The organism is Pukyongiella litopenaei, from assembly GCF_003008555.2.
Classification (GTDB): Bacteria; Pseudomonadota; Alphaproteobacteria; order Rhodobacterales; family Rhodobacteraceae; genus Pukyongiella; species Pukyongiella litopenaei.
Genome location: NZ_CP027665.1, coordinates 232,571 through 249,054, shown reverse-complemented (window position 1 = coordinate 249,054; position 16,484 = coordinate 232,571). Strand labels below are relative to the sequence as shown.

The 16,484-nt window shown below is 65.8% G+C and carries 14 protein-coding genes; 11 read left to right on the top strand and 3 right to left on the bottom strand.

Annotated features, from left to right (window positions below):
• Positions 1 to 2,766 carry a DNA gyrase subunit A gene (gene gyrA / locus C6Y53_RS01220; RefSeq protein ID WP_106470776.1) on the bottom strand — a complete coding sequence of 922 codons (2,766 nt, stop codon included), beginning with the start codon at positions 2,764 to 2,766 and terminating at the stop codon, positions 1 to 3.
• Between the two features lie 198 nt (positions 2,767 to 2,964).
• On the opposite strand from gyrA, the gene C6Y53_RS01215 reads away from it, so the two are divergent.
• From C6Y53_RS01215 to C6Y53_RS01190, 6 genes are all read left to right on the top strand, one after another.
• Positions 2,965 to 3,234, top strand: coding sequence for an usg protein (locus C6Y53_RS01215; RefSeq protein ID WP_106473888.1), 270 nt, complete (start codon positions 2,965 to 2,967; stop codon positions 3,232 to 3,234).
• A gap of 137 nt (positions 3,235 to 3,371) precedes the next feature.
• Entirely contained in the window at positions 3,372 to 3,662 is a 291-nt protein-coding gene (locus tag C6Y53_RS01210; protein ID WP_106470775.1) for a hypothetical protein, read from the top strand.
• Between the two features lie 143 nt (positions 3,663 to 3,805).
• Positions 3,806 to 5,257, top strand: coding sequence for a glucose-6-phosphate dehydrogenase (gene zwf / locus C6Y53_RS01205; RefSeq protein WP_106470774.1), 1,452 nt, complete (start codon positions 3,806 to 3,808; stop codon positions 5,255 to 5,257).
• On the top strand, positions 5,254 to 5,925 hold the full coding sequence (pgl, locus tag C6Y53_RS01200; protein ID WP_106470773.1) for a 6-phosphogluconolactonase: 672 nt from the start codon (positions 5,254 to 5,256) through the stop codon (positions 5,923 to 5,925). The genes zwf and pgl overlap by 4 nt, the downstream gene beginning before the upstream one ends.
• Positions 5,926 to 5,939: 14 nt before the next feature.
• Positions 5,940 to 7,559, top strand: coding sequence for a glucose-6-phosphate isomerase (gene pgi, locus C6Y53_RS01195; RefSeq protein ID WP_106470772.1), 1,620 nt, complete (start codon positions 5,940 to 5,942; stop codon positions 7,557 to 7,559).
• A 113-nt stretch (positions 7,560 to 7,672) separates the two neighbouring features.
• Positions 7,673 to 9,292 carry a long-chain-fatty-acid--CoA ligase gene (locus C6Y53_RS01190; protein ID WP_106470771.1) on the top strand — a complete coding sequence of 540 codons (1,620 nt, stop codon included), beginning with the start codon at positions 7,673 to 7,675 and terminating at the stop codon, positions 9,290 to 9,292.
• A 33-nt stretch (positions 9,293 to 9,325) separates the two neighbouring features.
• On the opposite strand, the gene typA is transcribed toward C6Y53_RS01190, so the two are convergent.
• Both typA and mepK read right to left on the bottom strand, forming a co-directional pair.
• The gene (gene typA / locus C6Y53_RS01185; protein ID WP_106470770.1) at positions 9,326 to 11,149 is read right to left on the bottom strand and encodes a translational GTPase TypA; all 1,824 of its coding nucleotides are present in this window, start codon (positions 11,147 to 11,149) and stop codon (positions 9,326 to 9,328) included.
• A 140-nt stretch (positions 11,150 to 11,289) separates the two neighbouring features.
• On the bottom strand, positions 11,290 to 11,859 hold the full coding sequence (mepK, locus tag C6Y53_RS01180; protein ID WP_106470769.1) for a peptidoglycan L,D-endopeptidase MepK: 570 nt from the start codon (positions 11,857 to 11,859) through the stop codon (positions 11,290 to 11,292).
• A 96-nt stretch (positions 11,860 to 11,955) separates the two neighbouring features.
• On the opposite strand from mepK, the gene C6Y53_RS20890 reads away from it, so the two are divergent.
• The 5 genes from C6Y53_RS20890 to C6Y53_RS01160 all read left to right on the top strand — a co-directional run bounded on the left by C6Y53_RS20890 (position 11,956) and on the right by C6Y53_RS01160 (position 16,484).
• Positions 11,956 to 12,105, top strand: coding sequence for a hypothetical protein (locus C6Y53_RS20890; protein ID WP_211299435.1), 150 nt, complete (start codon positions 11,956 to 11,958; stop codon positions 12,103 to 12,105).
• Positions 12,106 to 12,249: 144 nt separating this feature from the next.
• Positions 12,250 to 13,833, top strand: coding sequence for a L,D-transpeptidase family protein (locus tag C6Y53_RS01175; protein ID WP_342212768.1), 1,584 nt, complete (start codon positions 12,250 to 12,252; stop codon positions 13,831 to 13,833).
• Positions 13,834 to 13,871: 38 nt separating this feature from the next.
• A complete protein-coding gene (lpxD, locus tag C6Y53_RS01170) occupies positions 13,872 to 14,969 on the top strand; it encodes a UDP-3-O-(3-hydroxymyristoyl)glucosamine N-acyltransferase (protein WP_106470768.1) in 1,098 nt (365 codons plus the stop codon).
• Positions 14,970 to 15,002: 33 nt separating this feature from the next.
• Positions 15,003 to 15,260: an acyl carrier protein gene (locus C6Y53_RS01165; protein WP_106470767.1), complete on the top strand. Its 258-nt coding sequence runs from the start codon at positions 15,003 to 15,005 to the stop codon at positions 15,258 to 15,260.
• A 15-nt stretch (positions 15,261 to 15,275) separates the two neighbouring features.
• On the top strand, positions 15,276 to 16,484 hold the full coding sequence (locus tag C6Y53_RS01160; protein ID WP_106470766.1) for a beta-ketoacyl-[acyl-carrier-protein] synthase family protein: 1,209 nt from the start codon (positions 15,276 to 15,278) through the stop codon (positions 16,482 to 16,484).

Sequence of the window (16,484 nt, the reverse complement as noted above, 5' to 3'; positions counted from 1 at the left end):
TCAGCCCACGATCGCGGTGTCGCCTGTGTCGTCGCCAGTATCATCGGCGTCGTCCTGATCCCCCTGGTCGGCGATACGGGCGACGCTGACCACCTCGTTCCCGTCGGCGGTGTTCAGCACCCGCACTCCCCCGGCGCTGCGCGACCGGAAGGAGATGCCATCGACAGGCACGCGGATCGACTGGCCCGCCGCGGTCGCCAGCATGATCTGGTCGCCGAATTCGACCGGGAAGGAGGCGACCAGCGCGCCGCCGCGCATGGCCTTGTCCATCGCCGCCACGCCCATGCCGCCGCGTCCGCGCACCGGGTAGTCATGCGATGATGACAGCTTGCCCTGGCCGCCCGCCGTGATGGTGAGGATCAGGTTCTCGGCGGCCGACATTTCCGCGTAGCGATCCTGGTTCAGTTCGCCCGGCGGGGTGATGTCCTCGTCTTCGTTCTCGGCGTCATCCGCGAGCCCGGCCACGGCACGGCGCATCTTGAGATAGGCGGCGCGGTCTTCCGGGCTGGCTTCGAAATGCCGGATCACCGACATCGAGACGACCCGGTCGCCCCCGCTGAGCCGGATGCCGCGCACGCCGGTCGATTTCCGGCCCTTGAACACGCGCACGTCGGTGGTGGGGAAACGGATCGCGCGGCCGGAATCGGTGACCAGCATCACGTCGTCCTCCTCGGAGGCGATGCGGGCATTGACCAGTTCCACGCCCTCGGGCAGGTCCATCGCGATCTTGCCGTTGCGTTTCACGTTGGTGAAATCGCTCAGCGCGTTGCGCCGCACGTCACCGGCCGAGGTGGCGAACACGATCTGCAATTCGTCCCAGTGATCCTCGTCGCGGTCGATCGGCATGATCGCGGCGATGGAAACGCCGGTCGGGATCGGCAGGATGTTGACGATGGCCTTGCCCTTGGATGTGCGCCCCCCCTGTGGCAGGCGCCAGCATTTCAGCTTGTAGGCCATGCCGTCGGTGGTGAAGAACAGCAGCTGCGTGTGGGTGTTGGCGACGAACAGGCTGGTCACCACGTCGTCATCCTTGAGCGACCCGCCGATCATCCCCTTGCCGCCGCGTTTCTGGGCGCGGAACTCGACCAGCGCGGTGCGCTTGATATAGCCGCCGGCGGTCACCGTCACCACCATGTCCTCGCGCTCGATCAGGTCCTCGTCGTCCAGGTCCCCGGCCCAGTCGGTGATCTCGGTGCGGCGTTTTTCGGCGAACTGGTCGCGCACCTCGCGCAGCTCGTCCGCGATCAGCGCCATGATCCGGTCGCGCGAGGACAGGATGTCGAGATATTCCTTGATCCGGCCTGCCAGTTCCTCGAGCTCGTCGGTGACCTCCTTGACGCCGATCTGGGTCAGGCGCTGCAGGCGCAGTTCGAGAATGGCGCGAGCCTGAGCCTCGGACAGGTTGTAGGTCCCGTCGTCGTTCATGGTGTGGGTGGGGTCGTCGATGAGGCGGATGTAGCCGGCGATATCCGCCGCCGGCCAGCGCCGGGTCATCAGTTTCTCGCGCGCCTCGGCGGCGTCGGCCGAACTGCGGATCGTGGCCACGACCTCGTCCACGTTGGACACCGCCACGGCCAGGCCGCACAGGATATGGCTGCGTTCGCGCGCCTTGCGCAGGTCAAACGCGGTGCGCCGGGCGACCACCTCTTCGCGGAAGGTGATGAAGGCGGTGAGAAAGCCGCGCAGGGTCAGCTGCTCGGGGCGCCCGCCGTTGAGGGCCAGCATGTTGCAGCCGAACGACGTCTGCATCGGGGTGAACCGCCAGAGCTGGTTCAGCACCACGTCGGGCGTCGCGTCGCGTTTCAGTTCGATCACCACCCGCACGCCGTTGCGGTCGGATTCGTCCTGGACATGGGCCACGCCTTCGATCCGCTTCTCGCGCACCGCCTCGGCGATCTTTTCGATCATCGCGGCCTTGTTCACCTGATAGGGGATCTGGTCCACGATGATGGCATGGCGGTCCTTGCGGATCTCCTCGGTCCGGGTTTTGGCCCGGATGACGACGCTGCCGCGGCCTTCGAGATAGGCCTTGCGCGCGCCCGACCGGCCCAGCATCACGCCGCCGGTGGGGAAATCGGGGCCTTTCACATGCACCATCAGCTGTTCGCTGGTCAGGTCGGGGTCGTCGATCAGCGCCAGCGTGGCGTCGCAGACCTCGCCCAGGTTGTGGGGCGGGATGTTGGTCGCCATGCCGACGGCGATGCCGCCCGCGCCGTTGACCAGCATGTTGGGAAACCGCGCCGGCAGGACCGTGGGCTCGCGGTCCTTGCCGTCATAGTTGTCCTGGAAATCGACGGTGTCCTTTTCGATATCGGCCAGCAGCGCCGCGGCGGGTTTGTCCATCCGCACCTCGGTATAGCGCATGGCCGCCGCGTTATCGCCATCCATCGAGCCGAAATTGCCCTGGCCGTCCAGCAGCGGCAGCGACATCGAGAAATCCTGCGCCATCCGCACCAGCGCGTCGTAGATCGCGCTGTCGCCATGCGGGTGGTATTTCCCCATCACGTCGCCGACGGGGCGGGCGGATTTGCGATAGGGCTTGTCGTGGCTGTTGCCGGTTTCGTGCATGGCGTAGAGAATGCGCCGGTGCACGGGCTTCAGGCCGTCGCGCAGATCTGGGATCGCGCGCGAGACGATCACCGACATCGCATAGTCGAGATACGAGGTCCGCATCTCGGATTCGATGGACACGGTCGGACCGTCGTGATGCATCCGCACCGGCGTAGGATCTTCCGTGTTTTCAGGGGGTTCCGGCGTGTCGCTCACTTATTTTGCCCGATCTGTATGCGCCAACTATATCTTGTGGGGGCACTCTATCAGACCCGGCATATAAGGTGCAATGGCAGGCGGGCGGATCAGTTGGCAGCACGCGGGGCATTCTGCTAACATGCTGTTTTCATTGAAATGCAGGAATTTCCGGTGATCATGAGTGCCCATGAGGCAAGTATCGGTGAAAGGTGCGACATGGAAACCAGAGAAACGGAACTGCTGCTGAAGGGGTATGGGCTGACCACGGCGGAGTTCTTCTATCACATGCCCGACTATTGCCATGTGCTGAACAGCTTTGTCTGGCAGGACTATGACCTGGCGCCGGATCATCAGCGCCTGTTCGATTTCGTGGCCTTCTGGCAGCGCGAGATCGAGGGGGCGCTTCATTCCGTCCGCTTCACCCATCGCAGGCTGCTGGCCAGTGGCGAATGGCACAACCAGGTGGGCGAATTCCGCGTGCATTGACCTGAAAACACGCGGGCATCCGTCCGCGAACCCCGGATTTTGACTTGCAGTGGCAGGAGGCGTGCAGCCATGATGAAGGGTGCCGATCACGGGCCCGGTCCTGCGGCCGGCGCCGGTGAATTCTGGGGGGGAAAGAAATGATACCGAAAACCGTTATTGCGATTGCCGCGATCTGCGTTCTGACAGGCTGCGAAACCGATGCCCCGGCCACGGGTGGAACGGCCGCCGCCGGTGACATCCGTCAATTCGAGGGGGCCAAGGCCGGTCAGGCCGAGATGGCCATTCAGAACATGGGGTACCGGCTGGTTCGGAGCCAGGGGCTGACATCGTTTTGGTACAATGACGCGATTGCCGATTGCGCGCAGATCGTGACATCCGAGGGGCGCTATGCCTCGATCACTTCGGTTGATCCGGGCGTCTGCGCCTGATCTTGCCCGGCGGTTGTCCCGCCTGAGATGAACGTCAGGGACGGGCCGTGCCGGGGTGTCGAAACTGTTGTGATGTGCGGCGACCTTGGTGTATGTGAGCGCTAACATTTTCTGAATTCCCAGCAGGCAAGGGGCAGCTCAGCATGGTTTCACGCGTCATTCCGGTCGATCCGTTCGATCTCGTGATATTCGGCGGCACCGGCGATCTGGCCCGGCGCAAGATCCTGCCGGCGCTGTATCAGCGGTTCCGGGTCGGCCAGATGCCCCCGGATGCGCGACTGATCGGCGCGGCGCGATCATCCCATGATGCCGCCGACTACCGGGCCTTTGCCGAGGCCGCGATCCGCGAATTCAGCGACGCGGACCGGGGGTCTCTCGCCGCCTTTCTCGACACGCTCGATTATGTGACCGTCGATGCTTCGGGGGAAACGGGCTGGGCCGGCCTGGCCGAGCGGTTGCAGCCGGGGCGGGTGCGGGCCTTCTATTTCTCGGTCGCGCCGGGTCTGTTCGGCGATCTCGCCGAACGGGTCCGGCTGCATGGCCTGGCGGATGCCGACACCAGGATCGTGGTCGAAAAGCCCTTTGGCCGCGACCTCGGCAGCGCCCGGGCGCTGAACAAGGCGCTGGCGGCGCATTTCGACGAAAGCCAGATCTATCGCATCGACCATTACCTGGGCAAGGAAACGGTGCAGAACCTGATGGCGATCCGGTTCGGCAACATGCTGTTCGAACCGCTGTGGAACAGCCAGTATGTGGATCATATCCAGATCACCGTGGCCGAAACCGTGGGTGTGGGCGGTCGCGGCGAGTATTATGATCGCGCGGGCGCGATGCGGGACATGATGCAGAACCACCTGATGCAACTGCTGTGCCTGATCGCGATGGAACCGCCCGCCAAGTTCGATCCCGATGCGGTGCGCGACGAAAAGCTGAAGGTGATCCGCGCGCTGGATCCCGTCCCGCCGCACCATATCGTGCGCGGCCAATACGGCGCCGGCGACAGCGACAACCAGCCCTCCTATCGCGAGGCGGTGGACGATCCGCGATCCACCACCGAGAGCTATATCGCGCTCAAGGCCCATATCAGCAACTGGCGCTGGGCCGGCACCCCGTTCTATCTGCGCACCGGCAAGCGGCTGGTGGCGCGGTCGTCGGTGATCAACGTGGCGTTCAAGGATGCGCCGCATTCGATCTTTGGCGAGGAAGCCGGGCGGCATGCCAACCTGCTGACGATCCGGTTGCAGCCGAACGAGGGCATCACGCTGCGGGTCACGATCAAGGAACCGGGGCCGGGGGGGATGCGGCTGGTGGACGTGCCGCTGGACATGACCTTTGCCGAGGCGCTGGGCCCCGAGGGCGGCGACCCGCCGGATGCCTATGAACGGTTGATCATGGACGTGATCCGGGGCAATCAGACGTTGTTCATGCGCGGTGACGAAGTCGAGGCCGCCTGGGCCTGGACCGACCCGATCATCGCCGGGTGGGAGGCGCGCGGCGATGTGCCCAAGCCCTACGATTCAGGCAGCGTCGGGCCGGCCGAGGCCGATCAGCTGCTCAAACGCGACCAGAGGCAATGGCGGGGGATCAACCCATGAAGCTGATCGACTATCCCGACCGCGAGATGCTGGCCATCGACCTGGCCAACCGGCTGGCGGGCGATCTGGAAAACCACCTGCTGACGCATGAAACGGCGACGCTGGCGGTGCCGGGCGGCACCACGCCGGGGCCGGTTTTCGACGCGCTTTGCGCCGCCAGCCTCGACTGGCACCGTGTGCGGGTGCTGCCCACGGATGAACGCTGGGTGCCGCAGGACCATCCCCGTTCGAACGCCGGGCTGATCGCGTCGCGCCTGATGTGCAACCGCGCGGCCGCGGCAACCCTGCTGCCGCTTCATGCCCCGGCGGAGGACCCGGCCGATGTCCTGGCCGAGCTTGAAGCGCCGCTGATCCCGCTGCTGCCGCTGTCGGTCCTGTTGCTGGGGATGGGCACGGACATGCATACGGCCTCGCTGTTTCCGGGGGCTGACGGGCTCGACGCGGCGCTGGCCCCCGAGGCGCCCGCGCTGGCGGTGCTGAAACCCTGCGGACAGCCGGAAACGCGGGTCAGCCTGACCGCGCAGGTGCTGGACGGGGCGTTGTCGAAACACCTCGTGATCTATGGCGCCGGGAAACGCGAGGCGCTGGAACGGGCGATGAAACTGCCACCCGAAGAGGCGCCGGTGCAGGCGGTGCTGTCCGCGATCACCGTGCATTGGGCCGCATAGGGACAGGCAGGGTCATGTCCGATACCATCTGGGACACCCTCCGGGGCCAGCACGATGCGCTGAACGGGCGGCGTATCCTCGAGATGTTCGCGGCGGATCCGCGCCGGGCCGCCCGGTTCAGCGCGACCGCGGACGACATGCGGCTCGACTATTCCAAGACGCTGATCGGCGATGCCGAGCGCGCGGCGCTGGTGGCGCTTTGCGATGCCGTCGGGCTGGCGGATCGCCGCGCCGCGATGTTCGCCGGCGACCGGATCAACGAAACCGAACACCGCGCGGTGCTGCATACCGCGCTGCGCAATCCCGAAGGCGGGCCGGTGATGCTGGACGGCGCCGATGTGATGCCGGGTGTGTGTGACACGCTGGCGCGCATGGGCGCGTTCTGCGACGCGGTTCGCAACGGCACCCGCACCGGGGCGGGCGGCGCGATCACCGATGTGGTCAATATCGGTATCGGCGGGTCCGATCTCGGCCCGGCGATGGCGGTGCAGGCGCTGGCCCCCTGCCATGACGGTCCGCGCTGCCACTTCGTGTCCAATGTGGACGGCGCGCAGATCCATGACGTGCTGGACGGGCTGGATGCGACCCGCACACTGGTGATCGTGGCCTCCAAGACCTTTACCACCATCGAAACGATGACCAACGCGCGAACCGCGCGCGACTGGATGGAGGCGGGCGGCGGCGACCCGGCGCAGCAGATGGCGGCGCTGTCCTCGGCCACGGATCGCACCGCCGATTTCGGCATCGACCCGCAGGCGGTGTTCGGGTTCGAGGACTGGGTCGGCGGGCGCTATTCGGTCTGGGGGCCGATCGGGCTGAGCCTGATGCTGGCGATCGGACCCGGCGGCTTTGCCGAATTCCTGCGCGGCGGGCGGGCAATGGACACCCATTTCTGCCAGGCGCCCTGGGCCGGGAACCTGCCCGTTCTGCTGGCGCTGGTGGGGATCTGGCACCACCAGGTCTGCGGCTACCCGACCCGCGCGGTGCTGCCCTATGACCAGCGGCTTGCGCGGTTGCCGGCCTACCTGCAACAGCTCGAAATGGAATCGAACGGCAAATCGGTCGCGATGGATGGCAGCAGGCTGGCGGTGCCGTCAGGGCCGGTCGTATGGGGCGAACCGGGCACCAACGGGCAGCACGCGTTCTACCAGTTGCTCCACCAGGGAACCGGCGTCGTCCCCTGCGAATTCATGATCGCCGCGCGCGGGCACGAACCGGCGCTGGATCACCACCACCGGCTGCTGATCGCGAATTGCCTGGCCCAGTCCGAGGCATTGATGCGCGGCCGGTCGCTGGACGAGGCGCGGGACCGGATGGCGGCGGCGGGGCTGGAGGGCGCCGAACTGGAACGGCAGGCCCGGCATCGGGTGTTCGAGGGCAACCGGCCTTCGGTCACCATCGCCTATCCGCGGCTGACGCCGTTCGTGCTGGGGCAGCTCATCGTGCTCTACGAACACCGGGTGTTCGTCGAAGGCGTGATTCTGGGCATCAATTCCTTCGACCAGTGGGGCGTCGAACTGGGCAAGGAACTGGCCACATCGCTGGGTCCGGTGGTCGATGGCACCCAAAGCGCCGGGACGCGTGACGCCTCGACCGCGGCGCTGGTCGATTTCCTGCGCGCCCATCGCGGCTGACCCGCCGCGACAGCGCTTGCGCGGCCCCGGTTTCATTGGCAGTCTGCAGCCGGGAGAAACCGGGACAGAACCGGGACGCCGCCGGCGTCGACATAGAGGGGAGGACAAGTGCCATGCTGGGCCAGATGATGAGTGCGCCGCTGCTGATTTCGTCGCAGATCGAACATGCCGAAGCCTATCACGGATCGACACCGATCATATCGGTCAACACCGAAGGCGGTATCGAGCAGACCACCTGGGGGCAGGTGGCCGCAAACGCCCGCCGACTGGGCTCGGCGCTGAGCCGGCTGGGGCTGGAGCCGAACGCGCGCTGCGGCACGATCGCGTGGAACAACCGGCGGCACCTCGAGATCTATTTCGGCGTCTCGGGCGCCGGGTTTGTCTGCCACACGATCAACCCGCGCCTGTTCCCCGAACAGCTGGTCTATATCATCAACCACGCGCAGGACCGGGTGTTGTTCGTCGATGCCACCTTCCTGCCGATCGCTGTGAAGCTGCGCGAACATCTGCCCGAGCTGCGCCATGTCGTGCTGATGGGGCCGCGCAACGAAGAGGCGGCGGCGCAGTTCGACGGGCTGCTGTTCTATGACGAGCTGCTGGAAACCGGCGACCCGGCCTTCGAATGGCCGCAATTCGACGAAAACACCGCGTCGAGCCTGTGCTACACCTCCGGCACCACCGGGAACCCCAAGGGTGTGCTCTATTCGCACCGCTCCACCTTGCTGCACAGTTTCGCGGCCAACACGCCCGACTGTATCGGATTCTCGGCGTCAGACGTGGTGCTGCCGGTGGTGCCGATGTTCCACGTCAACGCCTGGGGCGCACCCTATGCCTGCGCGATGTCCGGCACGCCGCTGGTGCTGCCGGGGCCGGACCTGCATGGCGAGGCGCTGGTCAGGCTGATCGACGATTACGGGGTGACGCTGGCGATGGGCGTGCCGACGATCTGGCTGGGGCTGCTGGGCCATGCCCGCGCAGTGGGCAGCAAGCTCGAGAGCCTGAAGCGGACGGTGGTTGGCGGGTCGGCCTGTCCGCCCTCGATGATTGCCGAGTTCCGCGACAGCTACGGCGTCGAGACCCTGCATGCCTGGGGCATGACCGAGATGAGCCCGCTCGGCACCGTCAACCACCCGTTGGCCAAACATGCCAGCCTGCCGGAGGCCGACCAGCAGGCGATCCGCGAAAGCCAGGGCCGACCGCCCTTTGGCGTGGCGCTGAAGATCGTCGATGACGCGGGCAACGACCTGCCGCGCGACGGCACGTCCCAGGGCGACCTGCTGGTCAAGGGGCCGTGGGTTCTGGACAGCTATTTCCGCACCGAACAGGGAGAGGCGCTGGTCGATGGCTGGTTCCCGACCGGCGATGTGGCGACGCTCGACGAGGACGGGTTCATGACCATCCGCGACCGGTCCAAGGACATCATCAAGTCGGGCGGCGAATGGATCAGCTCGGTCGAGCTGGAAAACATCGCCATCGCCCATCCCGGGCTGGCCGATGCCGCCGTGATCGGGGTGGCGCATCCGAAATGGGACGAACGTCCGCTGCTGGTCGCGGTGGCGATGTCCGGGGAGGCCCCCGACGAGGCCGAACTGCTGGCCTATTACGACGGCAAGATCGCGTCCTGGCAGGTGCCGGACAAGGTGGTGTTCATCGACGAATTGCCGCGCAACGCGACGGGCAAGGTGCTCAAGCGCAACCTGCGGGAACAATTCGCGGATGCCCTGACCGGCTGAATTGCGGGGCGCGGGCGATGACCCGCGCCCGGCTCAGGCCGACCTGGCCTTGGCGTGACGCTTGCGTTCGTGCGGATCGAGATGGCGCTTGCGCAGCCGGATGGCGCCGGGCGTCACCTCGACCAGTTCGTCATCGTCGATATAGGCGATTGCTTCTTCGAGGCTGAACTGGATATGCGGTGTCAGGCGCACGGCATCGTCCGATCCCGAGGCGCGCACATTGGTCAGTTTCTTGCCCTTGAGCGGGTTCACCTCGAGATCGTTGTCGCGGGAATGTTCGCCGATGATCATGCCCTGGTAGACATCCGCCTGCGGGCCGATGAACATGCGCCCGCGCTCTTCGAGGTTCCACAGCGCATAGGCGACCGACTGGCCTTTTTCCATCGAGATCAGAACGCCCGCGCGGCGGCCGGGAATCGCGCCCTTGTGCGGTGCCCAGCCGTGAAACACCCGGTTCAGCACCCCGGTGCCGCGGGTATCGGTGAGAAATTCGCCGTGATAGCCGATCAGCCCGCGCGAAGGCACATGCGCGATGATCCGGGTCTTGCCCACGCCGGCGGGTTTCATCTCGACCAGTTCGCCCTTGCGGGGACCGGTGATCTTTTCGATCACCGAGCCGGTGAATTCGTCATCGACATCGATGGTGACTTCCTCGACCGGTTCGAGCGTCTGCCCGTCCTCGTCGCGCAGCAGCACCTGCGGGCGGGAAATCGACAGTTCGAAACCCTCACGGCGCATGTTCTCGATCAGCACGCCCATCTGCAATTCGCCCCGGCCCGCCACCTCGAAGGCCTCGCCGCCGGGCGTGTCGGTGACACGGATGGCGACATTCTGTTCGGCCTCTTTCAGCAGGCGGTCGCGGATCACGCGGGACTGGACCTTCTTGCCGTCGCGACCCGCCAGCGGGCTGTCATTGATGCCGAAGGTGACCGAGATGGTCGGCGGGTCGATGGGCTGGGCGGGCAGAGCCTCGGTCACCTGCGGGGCGACCAGCGAATCCGCCACCGTGGCCTTGCTCATGCCGGCCAGGGTGACGATGTCGCCGGCCTCGGCCAGGTCGATGGGTTGCTGCGACAGGCCGCGAAAGGCGAGGATCTTGGAGGCGCGGAAGGATTCGATCTGGGTGCCGTCCCGGCTCAGCGCCTTGACGGTGTCGCCGGTTTTCAGCGTGCCGCTTTCCACCCGCCCGGTCAGGATGCGGCCGATGAACGGATCGCTGCCCAGCGTGGTGGCCAGCATCCGGAACGGTTCGTCCGCATGGGCGATCTGCGCGGGGGCCGGGACATGGTCGACGATCAGGTCGAACAGGGCGGCGAGATCCTTGCGCGGGCCGTCCAGATCGGCATCGGCCCAGCCGCTGCGGCCGGAGGCGTAGAGATGCGGAAAATCGAGCTGGCCGTCATCGGCGCCGAGATTGGCGAACAGGTCGAAACATTCATCCAGCGCGCGGTCGGGTTCGGCATCGGGCTTGTCGACCTTGTTGAGCACCACGATGGGTCGCAACCCCAGCGCCAGCGCCTTGGAGGTGACGAATTTGGTTTGCGGCATCGGACCCTCGGCGGCATCCACCAGCAGGACCACGCCGTCGACCATGCTCAGGATGCGTTCGACCTCGCCGCCGAAATCGGCGTGGCCGGGCGTGTCGACGATGTTGATCCGGGTGCCGTTCCATTCGACGCTGGTCGCCTTGGCCAGAATGGTGATCCCGCGTTCGCGTTCCAGGTCGTTGCTGTCCATGGCGCGTTCGGCCACCGACTGGTTTTCGCGGAACGCACCGGACTGTTTCAGCAACTCGTCCACCAGGGTGGTCTTGCCGTGGTCGACATGGGCGATGATCGCGATGTTGCGAAGTTGCATGAATGGGTCCTTCTGCGGGCGGGATGCGGCGGCGCATAGCGCGGCGCGGCGGTCAACGCCAGCGAAAATCGAAAAAAGAAAAGGCGAGGGCGGATGACGCGCCTCGCCTCGTTTCCTGTTTGGGTGTCGGTGCTGGCCGGTCAGCCGCCCCAGGTGCGGACGGCACCGCAATCCATATGCACGAAATTCGACCGGGAATAGCGGCCGACGCCGCCCGCGCGGCAGGTGCTCGCGGCGCGCGCCATCTGGCTGACGGACCGCGAGGACAGGCGCAGATCCGCGGCCTGGCCCTTCATGTGCAGCGAGTTTTTCGCCACCCCCCGCGACCGGCGGCGCAGCATCGCGTTGGTCTGCGGGCTGCGATACCCCGACAGGAGCATATAGGGTTCATTGACATCGAGAAGATTGTGAGCGGCGGCCATGATGTCGATGGTGCGCAGATCTATCGTTTTGACCTGATCGGTGCGCCAGTCGCGCATGAACTGGTTGATTTCCTTGACGGAATCCTTGAGATACTTGCCGTCGATCCAATAGATCATGTCCAGCCGTTCGCCGGTGCGTCCGGAATACATCCGGATGCGGCGGATATCGCCGCCGCCGCGCAGATAGCCTGCCGCATTGGAGAAGGTTGGAGCTGCCGTGAGAGTTGTCGCCGCGAACGCACCCAACAGGGCGCGTCGGGTCAGACCCGAAGAGCTGTTTTCTGCCATTACACTGCGCCGTCCTGTACGCTGCTAATCCTGCCAATCACGCATTTACTGCGTTTCGTTTTAGTTGTTCCTGATGTGTAACTCGTATGCCACAGGATGATTCCTCATCCAAGTGAAGATTCGGTTTACGGCGAGGAAAGGGGAATTTTCGGCAAGATTTTGCGCAGTTCCGCCGCCCTGGTCAGTTTTCCCGCCGGCGGTGCATTCCTGCATCATTTCAGCCCGGGCTTCACCGCCTATCAATGAATTGAATGGACATTGACCCCGGTGAACAACAGGCTCGTTGGGCCGTACGCGGCCTGTTCGCCCGAATGGAAAGAAAATCAGGGACCGGTCCAGATGATATCATGTGTTCGTTTTCGTTTTGCTCTTGTTATGCATATCGCCTTGATGGCAGGTGTCGCGGCCCTGTGGGCCAATGCGGTGTCGGCATTGGATACGGCGGGTTTCGTGGCCTTCCGGCAGGCCGTCGCCGAGGCGGCCTCGACCGATGCGGATATCGCGGCATTCTATCGCGAAACCGGCTATCAGCCGGTCTGGACAGCCGGGGACGAGGCCGCCCGTGACCGGCGTGCGGCGCTGATCCAGGCCCTCGAGGGCGCGGAACATCACGGGCTGGCCCCCGCGCGCTATCGCGTGGACGCGCTGATGCAGCAGATGCGGGATGCCCGTTCGGTGCGCGATCTCGGCCTTGTCGAGGTCGCGCTGAGCACGGCCTTCCTGACCTATGCGCGTGACGTGCAGACCGGCATGCTGGTCCCGTCGCGCGTGGACAGCGGGATCGTGCGCGAGGTGCCCTATCGCGACCGCCGCGAACACCTGCAGCGCCTTGCCGCGTCGGCTGCGCCGCAGGCCTATCTGCGGGCCTTGCCGCCGGACACGCGGGAATACCGCGCGTTGCAGAAGGAAAAGCTGCGGCTGGAACGGTTGCTGGGGCAGGGCGGCTGGGGGCCTGCGGTTCCGGGGGTTCCGGGCGAGGGCGCCAAGCCCGGCTCGGACGGCCCGCAGGTGGTCGCGCTGCGCAACCGGCTGATCGCGATGGGCTATCTCCCCCGCACCTTGTCGGCCAGCTACGACGCGGCGATGCAGGCCGCGATCCGGGACTTTCAGGACGCCCACGGCCTGACCCCCGATGGCGTGGCCGGAAAGGGGACGATGTCCGAGATCAACAGGCCGATCGAGGCCCGGCTGAAATCGGTGATCGTGGCGATGGAGCGCGAGCGCTGGACCAACATGGAACGGGGCAGCCGGCATATCCTCGTCAACCAGACCGACTTTACCGCCAGGATCGTCGATGACGGGCGGGTCACCTTCGAAACCCGTTCGGTCATCGGCAAGAACACCAGCGACCGGCGCAGCCCCGAGTTTTCCGACCGGATGGAGCACATGATCATCAACCCCAGCTGGTATGTGCCCCGGTCGATCATCACCAAGGAATACCTGCCCAAGCTGCGCGCCAATCCCAACGCGCTCGCGCATATGGAGATCACCGACCGGCGCGGCCGCCGGGTGAACCGGGCCAGCGCCAATTTCGCGCAGTATTCGGCAGGATCGTTCCCCTTTGCCATGCGCCAGCCGCCGGGCAGCAGGAACGCGCTGGGCAAGGTCAAGTTCATGTTCCCGAACAAATACAACATCTACCTGCACGACACGCCGCAGAAACACCTGTTCGACCGCGAGGTGCGCGCCTTTTCCCATGGCTGTATCCGCCTGTCCGACCCGTTCGATTTTGCCTATGCGCTGCTGGCGCGGCAGAGCGACGATCCCAAGGGCGACTTCCAGCGCATCCTCAGGACCGGGCGCGAAACCAAGGTGACGCTGAAGGAACCGGTTCCGATCCATCTCATCTATCGCACCGCGGTGAGCGGTGAACGGGGCCGGATGGAGTATCGGCGGGATGTCTACGGGCGCGATGCCAGGATCTGGAAGGCGCTGAATGACGCGGGGGTGGCCCTGCGGTCGGTTCAGGGGTAAGCATCGGGCCGCAGCCACCAACGCAAAGGACCGGCCCCATGTCCCGCAGTTACCGGATCGACGAGATCGCCGCCGCCCTCGGCGCCGAAGCGGCGGGTGCGCTGGATCTCGAGGTGACCGCCGCCGCCGAACCGGGCGATGCCGGCCTGGGCGACCTGGCGCTGGCGATGTCTCCGAACTACGCCGATGCGCTTGGCGCGGGCCGGGCGCGGGCCGCGATCCTGTGGCCGGGGGCCGACTGGGAGGCGCTGGGGCTCGAGGCCGCGATCTTTGCGCCGCGTCCGCGCATGGCGATGTCCGGGCTGACGCGGATGCTGGACCCCGGCCAGGGATTTGCGCCCGGCATCCATCCCTCGGCGGTGATCGACCCGTCCGCCATTCTGGGCGGTGACGTGAGCATCGGGCCGCTGACCGTTGTCGGTGCAGGCGCGCGGATCGGCGACGGTTCGGTGATCGGGCCCCATTGCCATGTCGGCTGCGACGCGGTGCTGGGCGACGGCGCCTATCTGCGCGAGATGGTCAGCATCGGCGCCCGCGCCGAGATCGGCGCGCGGTTCATCGCGTTGCCCGGGGCCCGCGTGGGCAGCGACGGGTTTTCCTTTGTCACCCCCGAAGTGTCGGGCGCCGAAAACGCGCGCAAGTCGCTGGGCGACCAGGGCGATGCCAAGGCGCAGGCCTGGGTGCGGATCCATTCGCTGGGCAATGTGTGCATCGGCGACGATGTCGAGATCGGGGCCAACAGCACCATCGACAACGGGACCATCCGCGCCACCCGGATCGGGTCCGGCTCCAAACTCGACAATCTGGTGCATGTGGGTCACAACACTCGCGTGGGTCGCGATTGCCTGCTCTGCGGACAGGTGGGCGTGTCCGGGTCGGTCGAGATCGGCAACAGCGTGGTGCTGGGCGGGCAGACCGGCGTGGTCGACAACATCTTCATCGGTGACGGGGTGATCGCCGGCGGCGGCACCAAGATCCTGTCGAATGTGCCCGCGGGCCGCGTGGTGATGGGCTACCCGGCGGTGAAGATGGAGACCCATACCGAAATCTACAAGGCGCAGCGGCGCCTGCCGCGCCTGCTGCGTTCGGTTGCCGCGCTGCAAAAGGCTGTTTCCAAAACGGGCGCGAGCGATTAAATCAGCGCCAGTGCAGCAGACCGGGAAACCGCGATGAACATTCGAGACAAGGTGATCGCAATCATTGCCGAGCAAGCGGTCCTGACACCGTCCGACGTGAGCCTCGACAACACGCTGGAGGATCTGGGCATCGACAGTCTCGGCCTGGTCGAGAGCATCTTTGCCATCGAAGAGTCGTTCGACATCTCCATCCCGTTCAATGCCAACGAACCCGAGGCCAGCGATTTCGACATCTCGAACGTCGCCGCGATCGTCGCGGGTATCGAAAAACTCGTTTCGGAACAGGCCTGACAGGTCGGCGGGCGGATGAGGCGCGTCGTCATCACCGGGGCCGGCACGATCAACGCGCTCGGTCACTCGGTTCCCGAAACGCTCGAGGCCATGCGCCAAGGCCGCTGCGGGATCGGGCCGCTCGAGTTTCGCGACGTGGATCGGCTGGCGATCCAGATCGGCGGGCAGGTGCGGGGGTTCGAGGCCGAGGGCCGGTTCAATCGCCAGCAGATGAGCCTTTATGACCGGTTCACCCAGTTCACCCTCACCGCGGCCCGCGAGGCGATCGCGCAGGCCGGGATCGAGTTCTCGGGCGAGTTGTCGGCGCGCTCTGGCGTGGTGCTGGGCACTGCCGGCGGCGGGGTCAGCACCTGGGACGACAATTACCGGTCCGTCTATGAGGACGGCAAGAACCGCGTGCATCCCTTTGTCGTGCCCAAACTGATGAACAACGCCGCCGCGTCCCATGTGTCGATGGAATACAACCTGAAGGGTCCGGGCTTTACCGTTTCGACCGCCTGCGCGTCGTCGAACCATGCGATGGGGCAGGCCTTTCACATGGTGCGCGGCGGGCTCGCCCCGGTGATGATCACCGGCGGATCTGAATCGATGCTGTGTTTCGGCGGGGTGAAGGCGTGGGAGGGCCTGCGGGTCATGTCCCGCGATGCGTGCCGGCCGTTCTCGGCCAACCGCAACGGCATGGTGCAGGGCGAAGGGGCCGGCGTGTTCGTGTTCGAGGAGTATGAACATGCGCGCGCGCGCGGCGCCGAGATACTGTGCGAGGTGATCGGGTTCGCCATGTCATCGGATGCCGCCGATATCGTGATGCCGTCGAAACAGGGCGCAGCGCGGGCGATGTCGGGCGCGCTGGCCGATGCGCGTGTCGATGCGGCCGAGGTCGGCTATATCAATGCCCATGGCACCGGCACCGCCGCCAATGACAAGACCGAATGCGCGGCCGTGGCCGACGTGTTCGGGCCACATGCGGACAGCCTGATGATTTCCTCGACCAAGTCGATGCATGGCCATCTGATCGGAGGCACCGGCGCAGTCGAATTGCTGGCCTGCATCATGGCGCTGCGCGACGGGGTGATCGCCCCCACGATCGGTTTCGACGAACCTGACCCGGAATGCGCGCTGGACGTGGTGCCGAACGAAGCCCGCGATGCGCAGGTGGATGTGGTGCTGTCGAACGCCTTTGCCTTTGGCGGGCTGAACGCGGTGCTGGCGCTGCGAAAGGTCTGA